Below are 14,205 nucleotides of genomic sequence, written 5' to 3'. Positions count from 1 at the left end.
GATGGAGGGCTCGAATCTCCTGCTGGGCACCGACAGCTACAAGGTGACGCACTGGCGGCAGTATCCGCCGGGCACGACGCGCGTGAGCTCGTTCCTCGAGAGCCGCGGTGGCGTGTATCCGTCGATCGTGTTCTTCGGTCTGCAGTACCTGCTCGATCGCCACTTCGCCGGTGTGGTGGTGACCGAGGAGCGGATCGCCGAGGCACGTGAGATCTGCGCCGCGCACTTCGGTGATGCGACGCTGTTCCACGAGGAGGGCTGGAGACACATCCTCGACGTCCACGGCGGGCGCCTTCCGGTCGAGATCCGCGCGGTCCCCGAGGGCACGGTGGTGCCCGTCTCGAACGTGCTGACGACGATCGAGAACACCGATCCTCGCGTCCCGTGGCTCACCAACTATCTCGAGTCGCTGCTCCTGCAGGTCTGGTATCCGTGCACCGTCGCGACGCAGAGCCGGGAGATGCGCCGCACGATCAGCGCGTATCTCGAGAAGACCGGCACTCCGTCGCTCGTGGACTTCAAGCTGCACGACTTCGGCCTGCGCGGGAGCACGTCGCTCGAGTCCTCGGCGATCGGCGGCACCGCGCACCTCGTGAGCTTCAAGGGGACGGACACGATTCCAGCGCTCGTGCTCGCGCGGAGACACTATGGTGAGCCGATGGCGGGATTCTCGATCCCCGCCGCCGAGCACAGCACGATCACGAGCTGGGGCCGTGAGCGCGAGTCGAGCGCATACCGCAACATGCTGGAGGCCTATCCGCGCGGCCTCGTCGCGGTCGTCTCCGACAGCTACGACGTGTTCCGCGCGTGCGAGCAGCTCTGGGGTCAGGAGCTGCGCGATCGCGTCCTCGCGCGAGACGGCACGCTGGTGGTGCGTCCCGACAGCGGTCATCCGCCCGAGGTGGTCTGTCGTGTGCTCGAGATCCTCGGCACCGCATTCGGCACCACGGTGAACGCGAAGGGATATCGAGTGCTCGATCCCCACGTGCGCGTCATCCAGGGCGATGGGATCGATCCCGCGATGATCGTCGAGATCCTGAGCGCGATGGCGGAGCGCGGGTGGTCCGCGGACAACGTCGCATTCGGGTCGGGTGGGGCGCTCCTGCAGAAGGTGCACCGCGACACCCAGAAGCTCGCGATCAAGGCCTCTGCGGTCGAGATCGACGGTCAGTGGCGCCCGGTCATGAAGGACCCGGTGACCGATCCCGGAAAACGATCGAAGTCGGGCCGGCTCGCGCTCGTGCGTGAGTCGGGCGTGCTCCGCACCGTGCCGCGCGGGGCGGCCGACGACCTGCTCGAGCCGGTGTTCCGCGACGGCGAGATCCTGCGCCGACAGACGCTCTCGGACATCCGTCGTCGCGCGCTCGAAGGATGAGCGTCAGTGTCCGGGCGGCGGCTCTTCGCCGCCCGGCGCGACGAGCTCGCGCACGTGCACTCCGTCGATCGGAATGCTCCCGGGATCTTTCACGTAGAGCTCGGTGTATCCGCAGCGGCGGCACACTCCTGCTTCGAGCTCGCCCGCCGAATGGCTCCGCACGAACACGCCGAGCAATTGCTCGGTCATGTGCGCGAGCTTCATCGGCGTGCTCGCACCGCTCGTCAGGTCCCCGGCGCGGTCGGCGACGGTCGCGATGTGGAGGATGCGGCCGTATCCGCACTTCGGGCAGCGATGAGTCCGTTTCATGGCTCGAATGCTACGCGTTGCTGAGCACGATCCGCTGCGCTAACGGCTCGCGGCATCGGCATGGACGCGACGCGCGCGCAGGCAGCTCCGGACCGCACGTATTGGATCCCGGCGATCTCGTTCCTCCTCCACGTGATGGAGGAGCTCCCACGATTTCCCGAGTGGGCCACCCGCCACTTCGGCGCGACCTCGATGCCGTGGTTCGTCTACTCGCACATCCCGCTGATCACGGCGGTGCTCGTCGTGTCGTCGCGCGCGTCGCGGTCGCCGGCGAAGATGTGGGCGTTCCTCGCGGTGACGCTCCAGCTCACGTTGTTCGCGAACGGCATCTTCCACCTCGCGACGACGATCCTGTTCGACGAGTACTCGCCCGGTCTCGCGACCGCGGCGCTGCTCTTCTTCCCGGGCACGCTGCTCGTGCTGCAGCACGCGCTCGAGTCGGGGCAGGTGTCGCGGAGAGGCGCGTGCCGCGCGGCGATGCTCGCGACGCTGGCGATGATCGGGGTCGTCGCGAGCCTCTACCTCGAGGCCGACATCGAGTGGGACCTCGGGAGGGGGTCGAGCTGACCCTGAAATAGTCCTTGACCTGGGCGAGCTTCCGGGTAGAGTGCGCGACCCATTCCGGGATAGCTCAGTCGGTAGAGCGATCGGCTGTTAACCGATTGGTCCCTGGTTCGAGTCCAGGTCCCGGAGCTAAGCTGGCCGGCGGCGAACATGCCGGTAAACAGAAAGCCCCGCGAGAAATCGCGGGGCTTTCGCCTTTGTGGGGTTCGGCAGAGAGCGCCGGAGGGTGTCCGAGAGGCTCGGTTCTGGCCCCGAACGGGCAGACAGAGGCCAGACGGTTAACAGCGATTCTGCGTCGCGATTCTCCGTCCAGAGGGTGTTAACCCCAGAGATCGCCGAGCGCGCGGCGGCGACCACGCCCCAGAAAACTCAAAGTGAAGCGTCCGCGGAGAAGAACCTGAGTTGTTCGCGCGAGAATCGCTGGTACTCGCGATAGTCGACTCACGGTCATATAATAGCCGACCGCGGGTCATGTTCTCCGTCGCGACGGAGAATGCGCGACGAGTTGAGGATGTCAGAGAAGCCGACGTGGGCGCCGTGCCTCGGCCAGCGTTCGCGCTCCAGCGCGCTCTTGCTGGCGGCAGCCCGACGACCCCGGCTCGCGAGTATCCTATTCAACATGTACCGCACACCCCTCTGGCACGACCTCCTTGATCGTTACCTCGAGTCGATACGAGGAAAGCCATCGAGTACGGCTCCTGAGCCCGTCGAGTTGCTCGCGCTCTCGCCCGCCGAGCGGCTTGCGATCGCGACCGAGGCCGTCGCGATGCAGCAGGGCAGAACCGGCGACTACCTGGGGCTCTCCCACGTCGAGCGCGCGATGATTCAATCGCTCGTCCCTGACGAGACACCCACCGAAGCGCTCGCAACCTACCTGGCGATGCTCGGCGGTGGCTCTGGCATCTGTGGGCATGAGTGGCGCGCCGGCTGGGATCTCGCGCGCAGGAAGATCACGCGCGCCGGGATCGAACCGGCCCTCTACGACGGGCTCCGTGCGATGCAGCCGGCGATGACCTCGCACCAGTCCGACAAGAACGCACGAATTGCGATCGATCGGGCGCTCTGGTTCGAGGCCCACGTTCCGGTTGATCTCGATGCGTGCGCGAGCGGCGTGGTGAAGCGTGACCTTCGAGCAATGCCGCGCCAGGAGCGGAAAGCGTGGGAACGGCTCGTCGCGCACGGGATGGTCGGCACACACGCCGAGCCCAAGCCGACGTGGCAGAAGAAAGCCGACGCGCTGATCGACAAACTCGGGCGCGAAACAGTGCAGCATCGCGTGAGCGCATGGCTGTCGGAGCTCGGTGTTCGTCCGGTGCTTCGATTCGAACCTGCCGGTGCCGATGTCCTACGCGGGCTCGTGTGGATCGGCGCGACCCATCGCGGCGACAAGTTCGACGCAGCCGTCGTGCGAATCGCGGACCGGACATGGCCGCGCGCGAAGGCGGACCACTGGAGCCCGCGGCACGATCGGCTCGTCGGAGCGCTCGCGTACGCGCTCGGGCTCCAGCCGAATGGGATCGCCGTACCCGTCGTCCGAGCGTTGGCGGCTCGCTTCCGGCGCACCACTGCGCGCGATATCCGATCGAACGAATCCTCGCGGCTCACCCGGCGCCGCCGAGCGCATGAGCCATGACCGCTGACGCGGTGCACGGGAAGATGAGCCAGCGCGCCACCACTCCCGAGGAGTACGAGTCGGACTCGTTCGTCGTGCGCGACATCGAGGGCCACGTCATCGAAGCCTGCGTCGCGCTCGGTGCGACGGCAGACGGACGGATCGAGAAGCTGATCCTGCGCGTCGGCGAGCTCGGCTGGCGCGACTGCTACCTGAGCGTCTTCATCGCGTTCTGGCACGCGCTGGACGACGACGGGCTGTCCTTCGTGCGCGAGATTTGCCGAGGGCTCCCCGAGCGCGATCTGGGACACGAGCTCGGGCTTACAGGCTCGCAGCTCGTGCACGTCCGCTGCGGGCGTGAGTCTGGGAGAGTCGTCCTGGAGATCGCCACCACGCGTGCCGTGTTGCGGCTCATCGATGTCGATGCGCGCGACCCTCACGCCGACACGCGCGTCGAGTGGGGGCCGCCGCGCAACACGTAGCCGCGAGCGCGCATGCATCGAGCGACGATCGGGCGTTGCTCGCAGACTCGTTGAGCGGATCCCGACGGGATGCTGCGCTGTGTTCGCGCCGAGGCGACGCGATCTGAGCGCGAGCTCAGCGCGCCATCGCGAGCACCGCCGACGTCTGGTCGGCGTCGAGGCCGTAGCGATCGCCTGCCTCGCGCGCGAAGCGAGCGCGCACCGCGATGCGGAAGATCGCCGCGACGATCACGAACGGCGACCCGATCGAGACCAGAGGAACGAAGAAGGCCGCGACCGCGGCGCCGCCGAGCGCGTTCCGACCCGCGGTCGTGGCGGGCTCGATCCCGCCTGGCCACGCCCAAGCGCCGGAGAGGTAGGCGACGAACGCGAAGGTCGCGGTCAGGAGCGCCACGGCTCCGCCTAGTGTCCCGACCGCGACGCGGCGGTCACGTCGGCCTTGCGCCGCGATCGGGAGTCTGATCTACAGCGGTCTGTGAAGCCGACTGCGAGGTTCACAGGGCTGGAGCTGTCCGAGGCAGACCGCGAGCTCCTTCGCGCGAGGGGGCGCGGTAGCCATCGGGAGCGACTCACGGCCCGCCAGTGGCGTCGGATCCGCACGCTGCTTCTCCTCGACGAGGGCATGTCGGTCCGAGCCACGGCGATCGCAGTCGGGGGTTACCCGCGAGAGGTTTCGCGTGTCGCCAAGCGCTATGCGGAGCGAGGTCTGGACGCGGCGTTGTCTGATGACCCGCGTCCGCACCCGGAGCGGAAGCTCGACAGCGCGCAGGAGGCCGCGATCGTCGCGATGGTCTGCGGCCCACCGCCCGAAGGGCACGCGCGATGGACCGTGCGGCTCATCGCCGAACAAGTCGTGAAGCGAGGTGTCGTCGACGAGATCGGTCGCGAGACGGTCCGGGTCACGCTCGCGAGCCACGGCCTCAAGCCGTGGCGGGAAAAAAATGTGGTGCGTCCCCGCCGTCGATGACGAGCTCATCGATCGGATGGAGGACGTGCTCGAGCTGTACGCACGCAAGCACGACGAACGAGAGCCCGTCGTGTGCCTGGACGAGCGCCCTGTGCCGCTGCGCGATGCGGCGCGAGACGGGACGGCCATGTCGCCGGGCAAGATCGCGCGCGTCGACTACGAGTACGTGCGGCGCGGAACAGCGAACATCTTCTGCATCATCGAAGCTCTGACCGGGCGACGGCTGACGCACGCCACGCGCGATCGCGCCGGCCCATCGTTCGCGAAAGCGCTGAAGCGGATCGCGCGCCGCTACAAACGCGCTCGCACGATTCATCTGGTCGTCGACAACCTGAGCACGCACTCGGAGAAGTGCCTGATCGATGCGCTCGGGCCTCAGCAGGGCCGTGCGCTATGGCGGCGCTTCACGGTGCACTTCACGCCGAAGCACGCGAGCTGGCTCAACGCCGCCGAGATGGAGGTGAGCCTCGTCGTCCGCGAGTGCCTCGGCCGACGCCGTATCGGCGATCTCGCGACTCTGCGGCACGAAGTCAGCGCGTGGAATCGCCGCGCAGATCGTAAGCGTCGCGGCATCAACTGGACGTTTCGCGTCGCCGACGCCCGGCGCGTCTTCCGATACGCCGGGCTCGTTACGTCACGGTCGAGACACTAGGAGCAAGATGCGACGCGACGCGAGTAGCTCGCGCGAGAGCGCCTCGAACCCGACCTGCATGCGATCAGCGCTATCCATGCACCCGGATCGTGATCGCGGCACGCCAGCGCGGCAACGCCAGCGCCGCGGGCCGCGGAAGCAAATAGCGGGTGCCCGACGTGCCCGAGGGGACGCGCGCCCGAGGAGGCGCGCCTTCAACCTGGTCGCGTGGCTGTTCTCCCGATCACCATCACGCCCTCCTTCACGCCGCGACGCGCCCTCGTCGCGCAACGCTCGCGCAGTGCCTGCACCACTTGCCCTTCTTCACGAGCTTCGGCGGCCTGCCTGAACGTGTGCTTCGCGGCGCATCGCCATCGCAGCGGCGCGCGATCCCATGTGTCACTACTGACGTGCCGTTCTCCCGGTTTGACGTAGTGACGGTGTGCTGAATGCCCAGCAAGGCTGAGATCGCTGATGTCGTACGCCGGCTTCAGGAGGCCCGTGGGACCGAGGAAGAACTGCAGTCGCTCCAGGATTGGCTGGCGCGCGCCGTTCCTCATCCGGCAGTACTCGATCTCATCTAGATGTCCGTAGAGGAGATCGTGGAACGAGCGATCTCATACGCTCCCCTTATCACGCTGTCGACGGCGCCAGGCGATGGTGGCTCTGGCTCCGGCGAGCCCTAACGTGCGCGGCTACGTGAGCACGGCGAGCGCGAGCTCGCTGACGGAGTCACCGATGGTGATCGCGTAGATCACCCGCGGACGCGGTTCGTCAACGACCTGAGGAATCTCCGCAGGAACTGATCACCACACGGGCGGTAGTTCCCGTGCCCGGGGCTGCGGAAAAGCGCGCTCAGCTCGTGCTTCGAGACCGGGAGCTGCGCGTCCTGCATGATCGCGAGCATGTCGCTCTCCTTGAGCTCGAAGGCGACGCGCAGCTTCTTCAGCACCGTGTTGTTGGTGACCTGGGTCTCGATCGGCTTGGCTGCGATCGTCTCGTTCCTGCCGCGTCGATAGATGATCAGCCCATCGAGGAAGTGCGCCATGACGGCGTCGGGACACGCGCGATAGCCGACCTCGTCCTCCTTGAGGAGGTAACCGGCGACCTCGCTGAGCGGGACCTCGAGCCCGCCGAGCTCGATGATCGTGGCGATGGTGAGCTCGCTGACGTTCAGCATGTGCCGAACGCTGCGTAGGACGTCGTTGTGGATCATCGTGATCTCGAGCGCGGAGCGTAGCGCCCCGCGCGCAAGAGAGGGCTCATAGGTCACGCCCCGGAAAGCCCCTGGCGCGCCTGCGCCAGCTGCGCATCGCGCTCGGGCGAAGGACCGAACGCGGTGGAGTGCCATCGCCGAGAGATCGGTGCCCGCCACGCCGCGCGAGGGTCGCGCGCTCGAGCTCGCCGACGCCAATGTGCTGTCCGTACGATGCCACGACGACATCGCCGAGGTGGTGACGACTTGGCGCGAGGAGCACGTCGTACTCCGCTTCGGTGGGGTGATCGGCGTCGTCGACCGATCGCCGGCGGAGGTGGCGGGGCTCCTCCAAATCCGCGAGGGCGACGCGGCCGCGGGGGTCGATCGCGACGCCCGCCGCTCTGACCATGCGCGTGTCGTGTTCGCGTTCACCAACGCTTGGGAGGACGCGCCCGTCGTCGAGATCACCTGCGACGCGGCGGCGTTCGAGCTGACGGCAGAGACCGCGCCGAGCTGAGGATCAGCGAGCACCAAGTGCCATAGCTCGCGAACACTCGCCCTGCGCGTTGCGCGAGGAGGGCGAGCGAGCGATTCGAGAAGTGGCGGTAGCTCTCATCCTCGACGAGCGCGCGCTCACCCACACGGCCGGCCGCCGTGCTTGCGGATGTACTCGGCCTGGAGCGCTCGGGTGTACGCGTCGAGGGTCTCACCGGTCTCCTCCCAGACGAGGTCCGTGAACGGCACGTAGGTGCCGCAGCCCGTGCAGAAGGTGTTTCCGTTGTAGAGAAACGGCTGCCCGAGGTAGCTGCGGATGATCTCCTCGGGCATCCCCGTCGCGCCGCCGCACGCCTCGTGCACGTAGACCTGCGGCACGTCGTCGAGCGGCCCGGCGTAGCGCCGGTCGGGCGGCAGCGTGATGTGCTCCTGCTGCTGTCCGTCAGGCCGACGCCGCATGTGCACCGCCTCGTGGGCGCCAATGGCGCGCGCGTCGACGTACGTGTGGCAGAACCGGCAGCGCACCTCGTGATGTCCGTCGCGGAGCCGCTCGTCGGTGCCCACGTGCTTGCCGTACGCGCCGGGATCCATCCACGTCCCGCATCCTGCGCAGTGGACCTGGCCGGTGATGCGGGCTCGCACGGCACGAAGCCAGGACGTTCCGTCGAATGCCATCCGGGGTCGCTAGCAGGCCGTGCGCCTCCACGCTCGTTGCAGGGCTGGAGCGCGGGCTCCTGCAGATCCGCCACGGCGACGCGGCCGGGGGGTCGATCCGGAGGCCCTCCGCTCTGACCATGCGCGTGTCGTGTTCGTGTTCACGAGCGCTTGGGAGGACGTGCCCGTCGTCGAAATCGCCTGCGACGCGGCGTCGTTCGAGCTGACGGCAGAGCTCGCGGCGAGCTGAGGATCACAGCTTCGCGCTCGTGGCTCGCTCGAGCGCCGCACGCACGGCAGCCGTTGCGTCCGGGCGGGCATGACGCAGCAACAGCGCCGCGAACATCGGCGCATCGAGTCGCCTCGAGCTCGCGCACCTCGAGGTCGCGCGGATGGAGCGCGACGACCGGCGCAGCCCCGCGACGGCGCCAGCTACGCCGAGTCGACGCGGGGATCGCGAGCTTCTGGACGAGAGAGCGAGATCGCGCCCCACGACCACCGCATCGCGGATGCGATGAGCGTAGCGGCGGCGGGGCTGGGACGAGCGCTGCATCGGAAGCAGCCGAAGGTGCCGCCACCGCGCGCAAGTGCAACGGCCGGCCGTCGGGAGGCTAATTGGGTGCGCGGTGCACGGCTTTTGCGGGTCGAGGACCGACGGCCGCACCTTCGCAGGACGAGCTTCGTTGCGCGCTCGGTCCCGACCGCGCACCGGAGCCCCTATGCGAGCACGCAAGCATGCGAGCTCGGGGCGATGACGGGGCAGCCGGGTGGAGCAGCACTCTCGAATCCTTGGGGCTGGGGAGCCCTCATTGTCATTGGTGGCGGCGGCGGGGGCGCAGCGATTGGTGGCGGCGCACATGTCGTCGTCGGCGATCGTGAGGAAGAGATCGAGCTACGCGAGTCGGCGTGTCGCGAGTCGTGTGAAGTGACGGCTCGGCCGACCGCGGCAGGGACGGTGCCGCCGCAGCCCAGCCCGTCGACAGGGCCGGATTCTGCCCCCGGCGGGACGAGGAGTGCCGCCCCCCGTCGCTGTGTGGCGAGCCCGAGGCCTGCCAGCCCCCTCTCGTCTGCGGCGAGAGTCCTCCGCCCCCTCCGCCTCCTCCCGAAGACACAGGCGACACGGGCGGTGGGATGTGCAGCGGGCCTGCGCCCGAGTGCGGCCCCGACGAGATTCGTCCACTGCCGGACGACGGTTCACCGGGACAGGAGATCTTCGAGGTTCTGTGCGATGCGGCATTGCGTCCCTCGGGACGTCAGCAGGCTCGCGATCTTCTTCGGAATGCGATGGAGAGCAGCTGCCCTCGAATCGACGAGAGCCCGAGCTACACGCGGATGGCGTACGAGCCGCCCGCTGGACAGTGGATCATGGGTATGTCGTGCCTCAACGCGCAGGGCGCGCCCATTTCCCCGAACGCGCCTCATCCGGACGGGAATGGGCGGTCCGGTGCGGAGGCGACTGGCGACGCGCGGTGCGGGACGTCGCAGGTCGGCTCGTGTGCTAGCGTCTTCCGCTCGCTCGCGGAGGTCGCCGCGAACGTCACGCCGGTCGAGGCGTGCAACCCGATCGTCTGCAACCCGAACTTCTCGGCAAACGCGATTCCTGGGCTGTCGAGCGCACGCTAAACGCGAGTCGCGCCCGGTCCGCAGCACGGGCCGGGCGCGATCCTTTGTCACGTACCGCACGAGATCGAGAGACGGATTGGTGTACTTCACCTACCGCGGGCTGACTTCGGACGACGAACAGGACTTCGTTCGTCTTGAGGTCTCGGGTCGTCGACTCACGGTCGAGCACCGTCGCCGGGAGATCGGGCGTGTGGAGCCCTTCCTGGGTGATACGACGCTCCCCCTCGGGGACGGACGCCAGGTGCGCGTCCACGGGAGCGCGCCTCGGTGCATTGTTGAGGTCGACGGCGAGCGATGGCCTCGCGTGGAGGCGGAAACCGCACCGCTGCGCTCGATCCCTGCAGTGATCGTGATGCTCACCGGCCTGGCCGCAGTGGGTGGAAGCGTTTGGCGAGGAGACTCGTGGGGCTTCGCGGCGGGCGCGATGATGGGTTTCGCGGCCGTGCTCATCCTGGCCAAGCGATTCGCGCGTATTGGCTGGGCCCTTGGTCTCGTTGGCGGGGTTGCCATTTCCATCGGCTTGATGCTTGACGGGGCAGCCGCGGTGACCTGGTTCTGTGCCGCGATGAACACGGTGTTCCTCGCGCTTTGGTGGCGAACGATCGACGACCTGAACCGAGCTGCGGCGCCCCGCGCATAGAGCGAGTCCGCTAAGTTCGCTTTAACGACGCGACCCACTGGTCAACAGCGATATCTCACCGATATCTCAGCGAAAAGTGTGGTTGCGTCAGCCTGACGCAAGGCAGACACGGAAAGAGCTAAGCTGGCCGGCGGCGAACATGCCGGTAAACAGAAAGCCCCGCGAGAAATCGCGGGGCTTTCGCCTTTGGGGTTTCGGCAGAGAGCGCCGGAGGGTGTCCGAGAGGCTCGGTTCTGGCCCCGACCGGGGCAGACAGAGGCCAGACGGGTTAACAGCGATTCTGCATCGCGATTCTCCGTCCAGATCCTGTTAACCCCAGAGCGCGCCGCCTGCGCGGCGCCCACCACGACCCAGAAAAGCAAGGCGAAGCGTCCCGCGGAGAAGAACCCGAGTTGTTCGCGCGAGAATCGCTGGGTTCGCGCGATAGGCGACTCGTGGTCAGATAATAGCCGACCGAGGGTCATGTTTCTCCGTCGCGACGGAGAATCCCTGACGGAGATCGTGTCTGCCTTGCGCTTCTCAGGTAGAGCGCTTGCCGCCATCGCGCTCCCAGGGACACTGCCGCGCGTGACGACGCAGGAATCGTTTCACGGGCGAGTGCGGCGCATCCGAGAGCTGCGGGATCCGATCGCGCTCGTGCGCGAGGCCCTTGCCGATTCACGGGTATTCAAGTTCGTCGTCGCCTCGCTCGACGAATGCGAGCCCAATGAGCACGCGGCTCGCCTCGTGGTCGAGGCACACGATCGCGGAGAGGCGCCATCCTGGCTCGCAGCAGCGTTGCTGGGCCACGTCCGCCACCGCGTCGGGTACGCGAAGGTGATGGAGATCCTACGACGCGGGGATGCCTTGCTGAGCGAGAGCTACGCCGCCGGCAGCGCCGCGCTCATCGCCGGGGCCGCCGCCGAGCGCGATCTCATGGAGGTCGTCGACACGGTCGAAGACGGCTACGCACGCAGGGCGGCCGCGCATGCGCTGGGCACGATCGGAACCGTGACTGCGATCGCGTTCCTCGCTGGCGCACCGGCGCGTGGCAGGCTGCGTTGCGCGAGCGTCGCTCACGCGCTCGCCACGGCACCGGTCGAGACGCGCACGATGCTCGAGGCCATGCGCTCGCCGGATCTCGAGACGCGTCGCTGGCCCCCGATGCTGATCGCGCAGCGGCTCCGGTCCGCAGCCCGCGAGGACGCCGCGCGTCCGGCAGTGCCCGACGATCCAGAGCTCCGGAATGCGCTCGCGTCGGTGCTCGAAGAGGGCGTCGGCGCGGAAGGCGTAGTGTGGCGCGCCGACGCTCAGGTCATACGCGACTGGCTCGCGAACGCAGGTCCGTACGGGTGAGCGCGGACGCCATGTCCCCTGGGGCGCACGGAGATTCCGATTCCTGCAATGGGCCAGCGCCGGAGTTATGTCAGCGCCTACGAAGCCGATCGTTCAAAGTTGTTGACCGAGCCGGAAGAGTGTTGCTCATCGCTCCGGCGCTGAGGTTTTGATGGCAGTTCACTACTATCTTCGCTCGGCGAAGCAGCGCTTGGTTCTGCATGTCGGAACCACGCGTCACGGGTGTTTGGTGTCGGAGGATCTCGACGCGCGAGTTGTTCCCACCTTCGTTAGAAGGTCGATCGGCGGCGATCTATCGCTGGTAGACACCAACGGTTTGCTCGATGAGTACTTGGAAGCGGGTTACCGCACTGTCGTACCCGACAACAAGCTAATGGTTCCCGAGCTCGACCTCCCGGTTAGCAAGTATCTGCTCGAGACCGACGATACCTGAACGATGTCCCGAGAGCCCAAAGCCCCGTTCCGGTGGGACCTGCTGACGCCCGATCAGCTGGGCACACTGCTCGCCGCCATTCCCCCTGCCGACCTCTGGTATCGCGACGAGCTCGTGCGCTGCGCTGCCCGCGTGCTCGCACGCAGCGCCGATGGCCGCATCATCTTCGTCGGCCGCTCCGCCGACTCGATCTTCGACCTGCTCTCGGGCGCGCTCAGCAACGACGCCCGGTGCGATCGACTCGCTCGATTGCCGTTCTCGTTCCGAGGCGACTCGACCACGCTGATGCCGCCGGAGATCGACGAGGCGCGTGCGCTGTTCACCGCGACGGGCATCGTCCCTGACGATCTGCCTCACGCGCCACGCCCGACGGTGTTCGTCGATCTCGTCTACCGCGGCCACACCTTCACCAATCTCTACCAGCTCATCCGAGCGTGGGCCGATGACCGCAACGTCCGCTGGGCCTCGATTCGAACGAGGATTCGATTCATCGGTATCACCATTCGAACGCATACGAGCCCCAAGACGTGGCGCTGGTGGCAACACGTCGATTGGACGCGCGAGCTGCCGGCGCGATCCGTCGTGAACGTGTCACTCGACCATCGCGTCTGGTGCTACCTCGGCAACGATCAGCCGAAGCTCACTCGCTCGTTCTCCCCCGAGCGCTGGCTCGAGAGCAGCCCTGACGGTCCACGACACGACATCGGGACCCGCCACGCGCTCGCGGAGGCGGTTGCCCTCGTGGCCTTGGGCCGCAGCCCTGAAGGGCGGGGCGCGTTACGGGCGGCCCTCGCCCGCGAGCCGACCTATGCGGACCGCTGGCTGCGGGCGCTCGCGACCGAGCTCCGCTGAGCGTCCCAGGCTGCTCCGTGCGAGTGCCTGCAATCTGCCGTGACGTCATGAGTCAGAGTCAGCAACAAACGGAGTGAGTGCAGTGCATCTCCCGTCATTCGCTGAATTGGCCGATGCGATCTCAGCGGCGACGCGCGCCGCTGTCACCGAGCTCTTCCGCGAGCGGCTGGGCGAACGCTTCTACTACTGTGCACTGATCACGACCGGAGACGCAGTCGCTCCTGTTCTGTGCGCGTGGTCCGAGGAGGCCCTCGAGGCCACCGCGCGCCGCCTCAGCACCGGCTCGACGTCGCGCGACGAACTCATGCGTGAAATCAGGTGGTCTTATGCGGATTCGCGGTACTACGCGTACGGCGAAGCTCATTTTGACGTTGCACGTTCCCTCTGGTCCAGGCTCGGACGATTGGACTCTCGTGATCCGGCCGCATGGGAGCGTGGCTTCAAGATGCGGCTCGACGCGATGGTTGCGGCAATCAAGCAGCTGGATGCCGAAGGTCTGTCCGGCGTCGGCGAAGCGCGCCGGAGCATCGTTGTGAACGTCGAGTGCATGCCGCCCGATCGGGGGGACGTCGAGCGCGCGATGGATCTCAATCCACCCGAAGCTCTCACCGAGTGGCTCGCGGAAGCGGCGGAATCGGAAGAGTCGACTTGAGGTAAGGGCCCGCGAGAAAACAAGTCGGTCGAAAGCGCCGATGCATCCTCGGGCCCTGCGTTGCTCGTCGTCGAAATGCCTCGGGCATTCCTCGGCGCTTTCGCCTGATCGAGTTGTTTTCTCGCGGGCCCTAAGCAGCATTCTCAGCCGCTCACGAGCACGACTGCGGTCGAGCGCATCGCGATCGCACAGGCTTCGTCGAGCTGGTCGAGGTGATCTTGACGAGCGCATCGTCATCACCCACGAGGTCACGCACCAGCTGGATCTCGCGATGCAGTGCTGGCACCGAGCCTATCGAGCGCGGCTGGCCCACGAGCACGGGCGGGGAGGCGACTGGCGGCTCGCAGCCTCTTCCGGTGCTGACGCGCCGCTCTCAGCTCGAC

Annotated in this window: 16 protein-coding genes and 1 tRNA gene; 13 read left to right on the top strand and 4 right to left on the bottom strand. The window is 67.3% G+C overall.

The window, feature by feature from the left end; genetic code table 11:
- The first annotated feature begins 1 nt into the window (after nt 1).
- The gene (locus tag I5071_RS25510; protein WP_236515437.1) at nt 2-1,375 is read left to right on the top strand and encodes a nicotinate phosphoribosyltransferase; all 1,374 of its coding nucleotides are present in this window, start codon (nt 2-4) and stop codon (nt 1,373-1,375) included.
- Between the two features lie 3 nt (nt 1,376-1,378).
- On the opposite strand, the gene I5071_RS25505 is transcribed toward I5071_RS25510, so the two are convergent.
- Nucleotides 1,379-1,684: a hypothetical protein gene (locus tag I5071_RS25505; RefSeq protein ID WP_236515436.1), complete on the bottom strand. Its 306-nt coding sequence runs from the start codon at nt 1,682-1,684 to the stop codon at nt 1,379-1,381.
- Between the two features lie 60 nt (nt 1,685-1,744).
- Here I5071_RS25505 and I5071_RS25500 point away from each other — a divergent pair, with 60 nt between their 5' ends.
- The 4 genes from I5071_RS25500 to I5071_RS25485 all read left to right on the top strand — a co-directional run bounded on the left by I5071_RS25500 (nt 1,745) and on the right by I5071_RS25485 (nt 4,342).
- Nucleotides 1,745-2,251: an HXXEE domain-containing protein gene (locus tag I5071_RS25500; RefSeq protein WP_236515435.1), complete on the top strand. Its 507-nt coding sequence runs from the start codon at nt 1,745-1,747 to the stop codon at nt 2,249-2,251.
- Nucleotides 2,252-2,304: 53 nt separating this feature from the next.
- Nucleotides 2,305-2,377, top strand: a tRNA-Asn gene (locus I5071_RS25495).
- Nucleotides 2,378-2,867: 490 nt separating this feature from the next.
- Nucleotides 2,868-3,881 (top strand): hypothetical protein, encoded by a 1,014-nt coding sequence (locus I5071_RS25490; protein WP_236515434.1) that lies wholly within the window; start codon nt 2,868-2,870, stop codon nt 3,879-3,881.
- A 74-nt stretch (nt 3,882-3,955) separates the two neighbouring features.
- Nucleotides 3,956-4,342: a hypothetical protein gene (locus I5071_RS25485; RefSeq protein WP_236515433.1), complete on the top strand. Its 387-nt coding sequence runs from the start codon at nt 3,956-3,958 to the stop codon at nt 4,340-4,342.
- Nucleotides 4,343-4,457: 115 nt separating this feature from the next.
- On the opposite strand, the gene I5071_RS25480 is transcribed toward I5071_RS25485, so the two are convergent.
- Entirely contained in the window at nt 4,458-4,736 is a 279-nt protein-coding gene (locus tag I5071_RS25480) for a hypothetical protein (RefSeq protein ID WP_236515432.1), read from the bottom strand.
- A gap of 81 nt (nt 4,737-4,817) precedes the next feature.
- Here I5071_RS25480 and I5071_RS25475 point away from each other — a divergent pair, with 81 nt between their 5' ends.
- A complete protein-coding gene (locus I5071_RS25475; protein WP_268921140.1) occupies nt 4,818-5,309 on the top strand; it encodes a helix-turn-helix domain-containing protein in 492 nt (163 codons plus the stop codon).
- Between the two features lie 16 nt (nt 5,310-5,325).
- Entirely contained in the window at nt 5,326-5,961 is a 636-nt protein-coding gene (locus I5071_RS25470) for an IS630 family transposase (RefSeq protein ID WP_236515394.1), read from the top strand.
- A gap of 733 nt (nt 5,962-6,694) precedes the next feature.
- Here the strand turns inward: I5071_RS25470 and I5071_RS25465 are convergent.
- Nucleotides 6,695-7,156, bottom strand: a complete 462-nt coding sequence (locus tag I5071_RS25465) for a DUF1456 family protein (protein ID WP_268921143.1) — start codon at nt 7,154-7,156, stop codon at nt 6,695-6,697.
- Between the two features lie 148 nt (nt 7,157-7,304).
- Between I5071_RS25465 and I5071_RS25460 the strand changes: the two genes are divergently transcribed.
- Nucleotides 7,305-7,655: a hypothetical protein gene (locus tag I5071_RS25460; protein WP_236515430.1), complete on the top strand. Its 351-nt coding sequence runs from the start codon at nt 7,305-7,307 to the stop codon at nt 7,653-7,655.
- Nucleotides 7,656-7,771: 116 nt separating this feature from the next.
- Here I5071_RS25460 and I5071_RS25455 read toward each other — a convergent pair whose 3' ends face one another.
- Nucleotides 7,772-8,275 carry a hypothetical protein gene (locus I5071_RS25455; RefSeq protein ID WP_236515429.1) on the bottom strand — a complete coding sequence of 168 codons (504 nt, stop codon included), beginning with the start codon at nt 8,273-8,275 and terminating at the stop codon, nt 7,772-7,774.
- 1,714 nt (nt 8,276-9,989) lie between these two features.
- On the opposite strand from I5071_RS25455, the gene I5071_RS25450 reads away from it, so the two are divergent.
- From I5071_RS25450 to I5071_RS25430, 5 genes are all read left to right on the top strand, one after another.
- A complete protein-coding gene (locus I5071_RS25450) occupies nt 9,990-10,550 on the top strand; it encodes a hypothetical protein (protein WP_236515428.1) in 561 nt (186 codons plus the stop codon).
- Nucleotides 10,551-11,117: 567 nt separating this feature from the next.
- Nucleotides 11,118-11,885, top strand: coding sequence for a hypothetical protein (locus I5071_RS25445; RefSeq protein WP_236515427.1), 768 nt, complete (start codon nt 11,118-11,120; stop codon nt 11,883-11,885).
- A 151-nt stretch (nt 11,886-12,036) separates the two neighbouring features.
- The gene (locus tag I5071_RS25440) at nt 12,037-12,318 is read left to right on the top strand and encodes a hypothetical protein (protein ID WP_236515426.1); all 282 of its coding nucleotides are present in this window, start codon (nt 12,037-12,039) and stop codon (nt 12,316-12,318) included.
- A 3-nt stretch (nt 12,319-12,321) separates the two neighbouring features.
- Nucleotides 12,322-13,170 carry a hypothetical protein gene (locus I5071_RS25435; RefSeq protein ID WP_236515425.1) on the top strand — a complete coding sequence of 283 codons (849 nt, stop codon included), beginning with the start codon at nt 12,322-12,324 and terminating at the stop codon, nt 13,168-13,170.
- A 106-nt stretch (nt 13,171-13,276) separates the two neighbouring features.
- Nucleotides 13,277-13,822, top strand: a complete 546-nt coding sequence (locus tag I5071_RS25430) for a DUF4303 domain-containing protein (protein WP_236515424.1) — start codon at nt 13,277-13,279, stop codon at nt 13,820-13,822.
- The last annotated feature ends 383 nt before the right edge of the window (nt 13,823-14,205 follow it).

The sequence above is a fragment of the Sandaracinus amylolyticus genome, assembly GCF_021631985.1.
Classification (GTDB): Bacteria; Myxococcota_A; Polyangia; order Polyangiales; family Sandaracinaceae; genus Sandaracinus; species Sandaracinus amylolyticus_A.
This window is presented reverse-complemented; position numbering and strand designations above follow the sequence as displayed.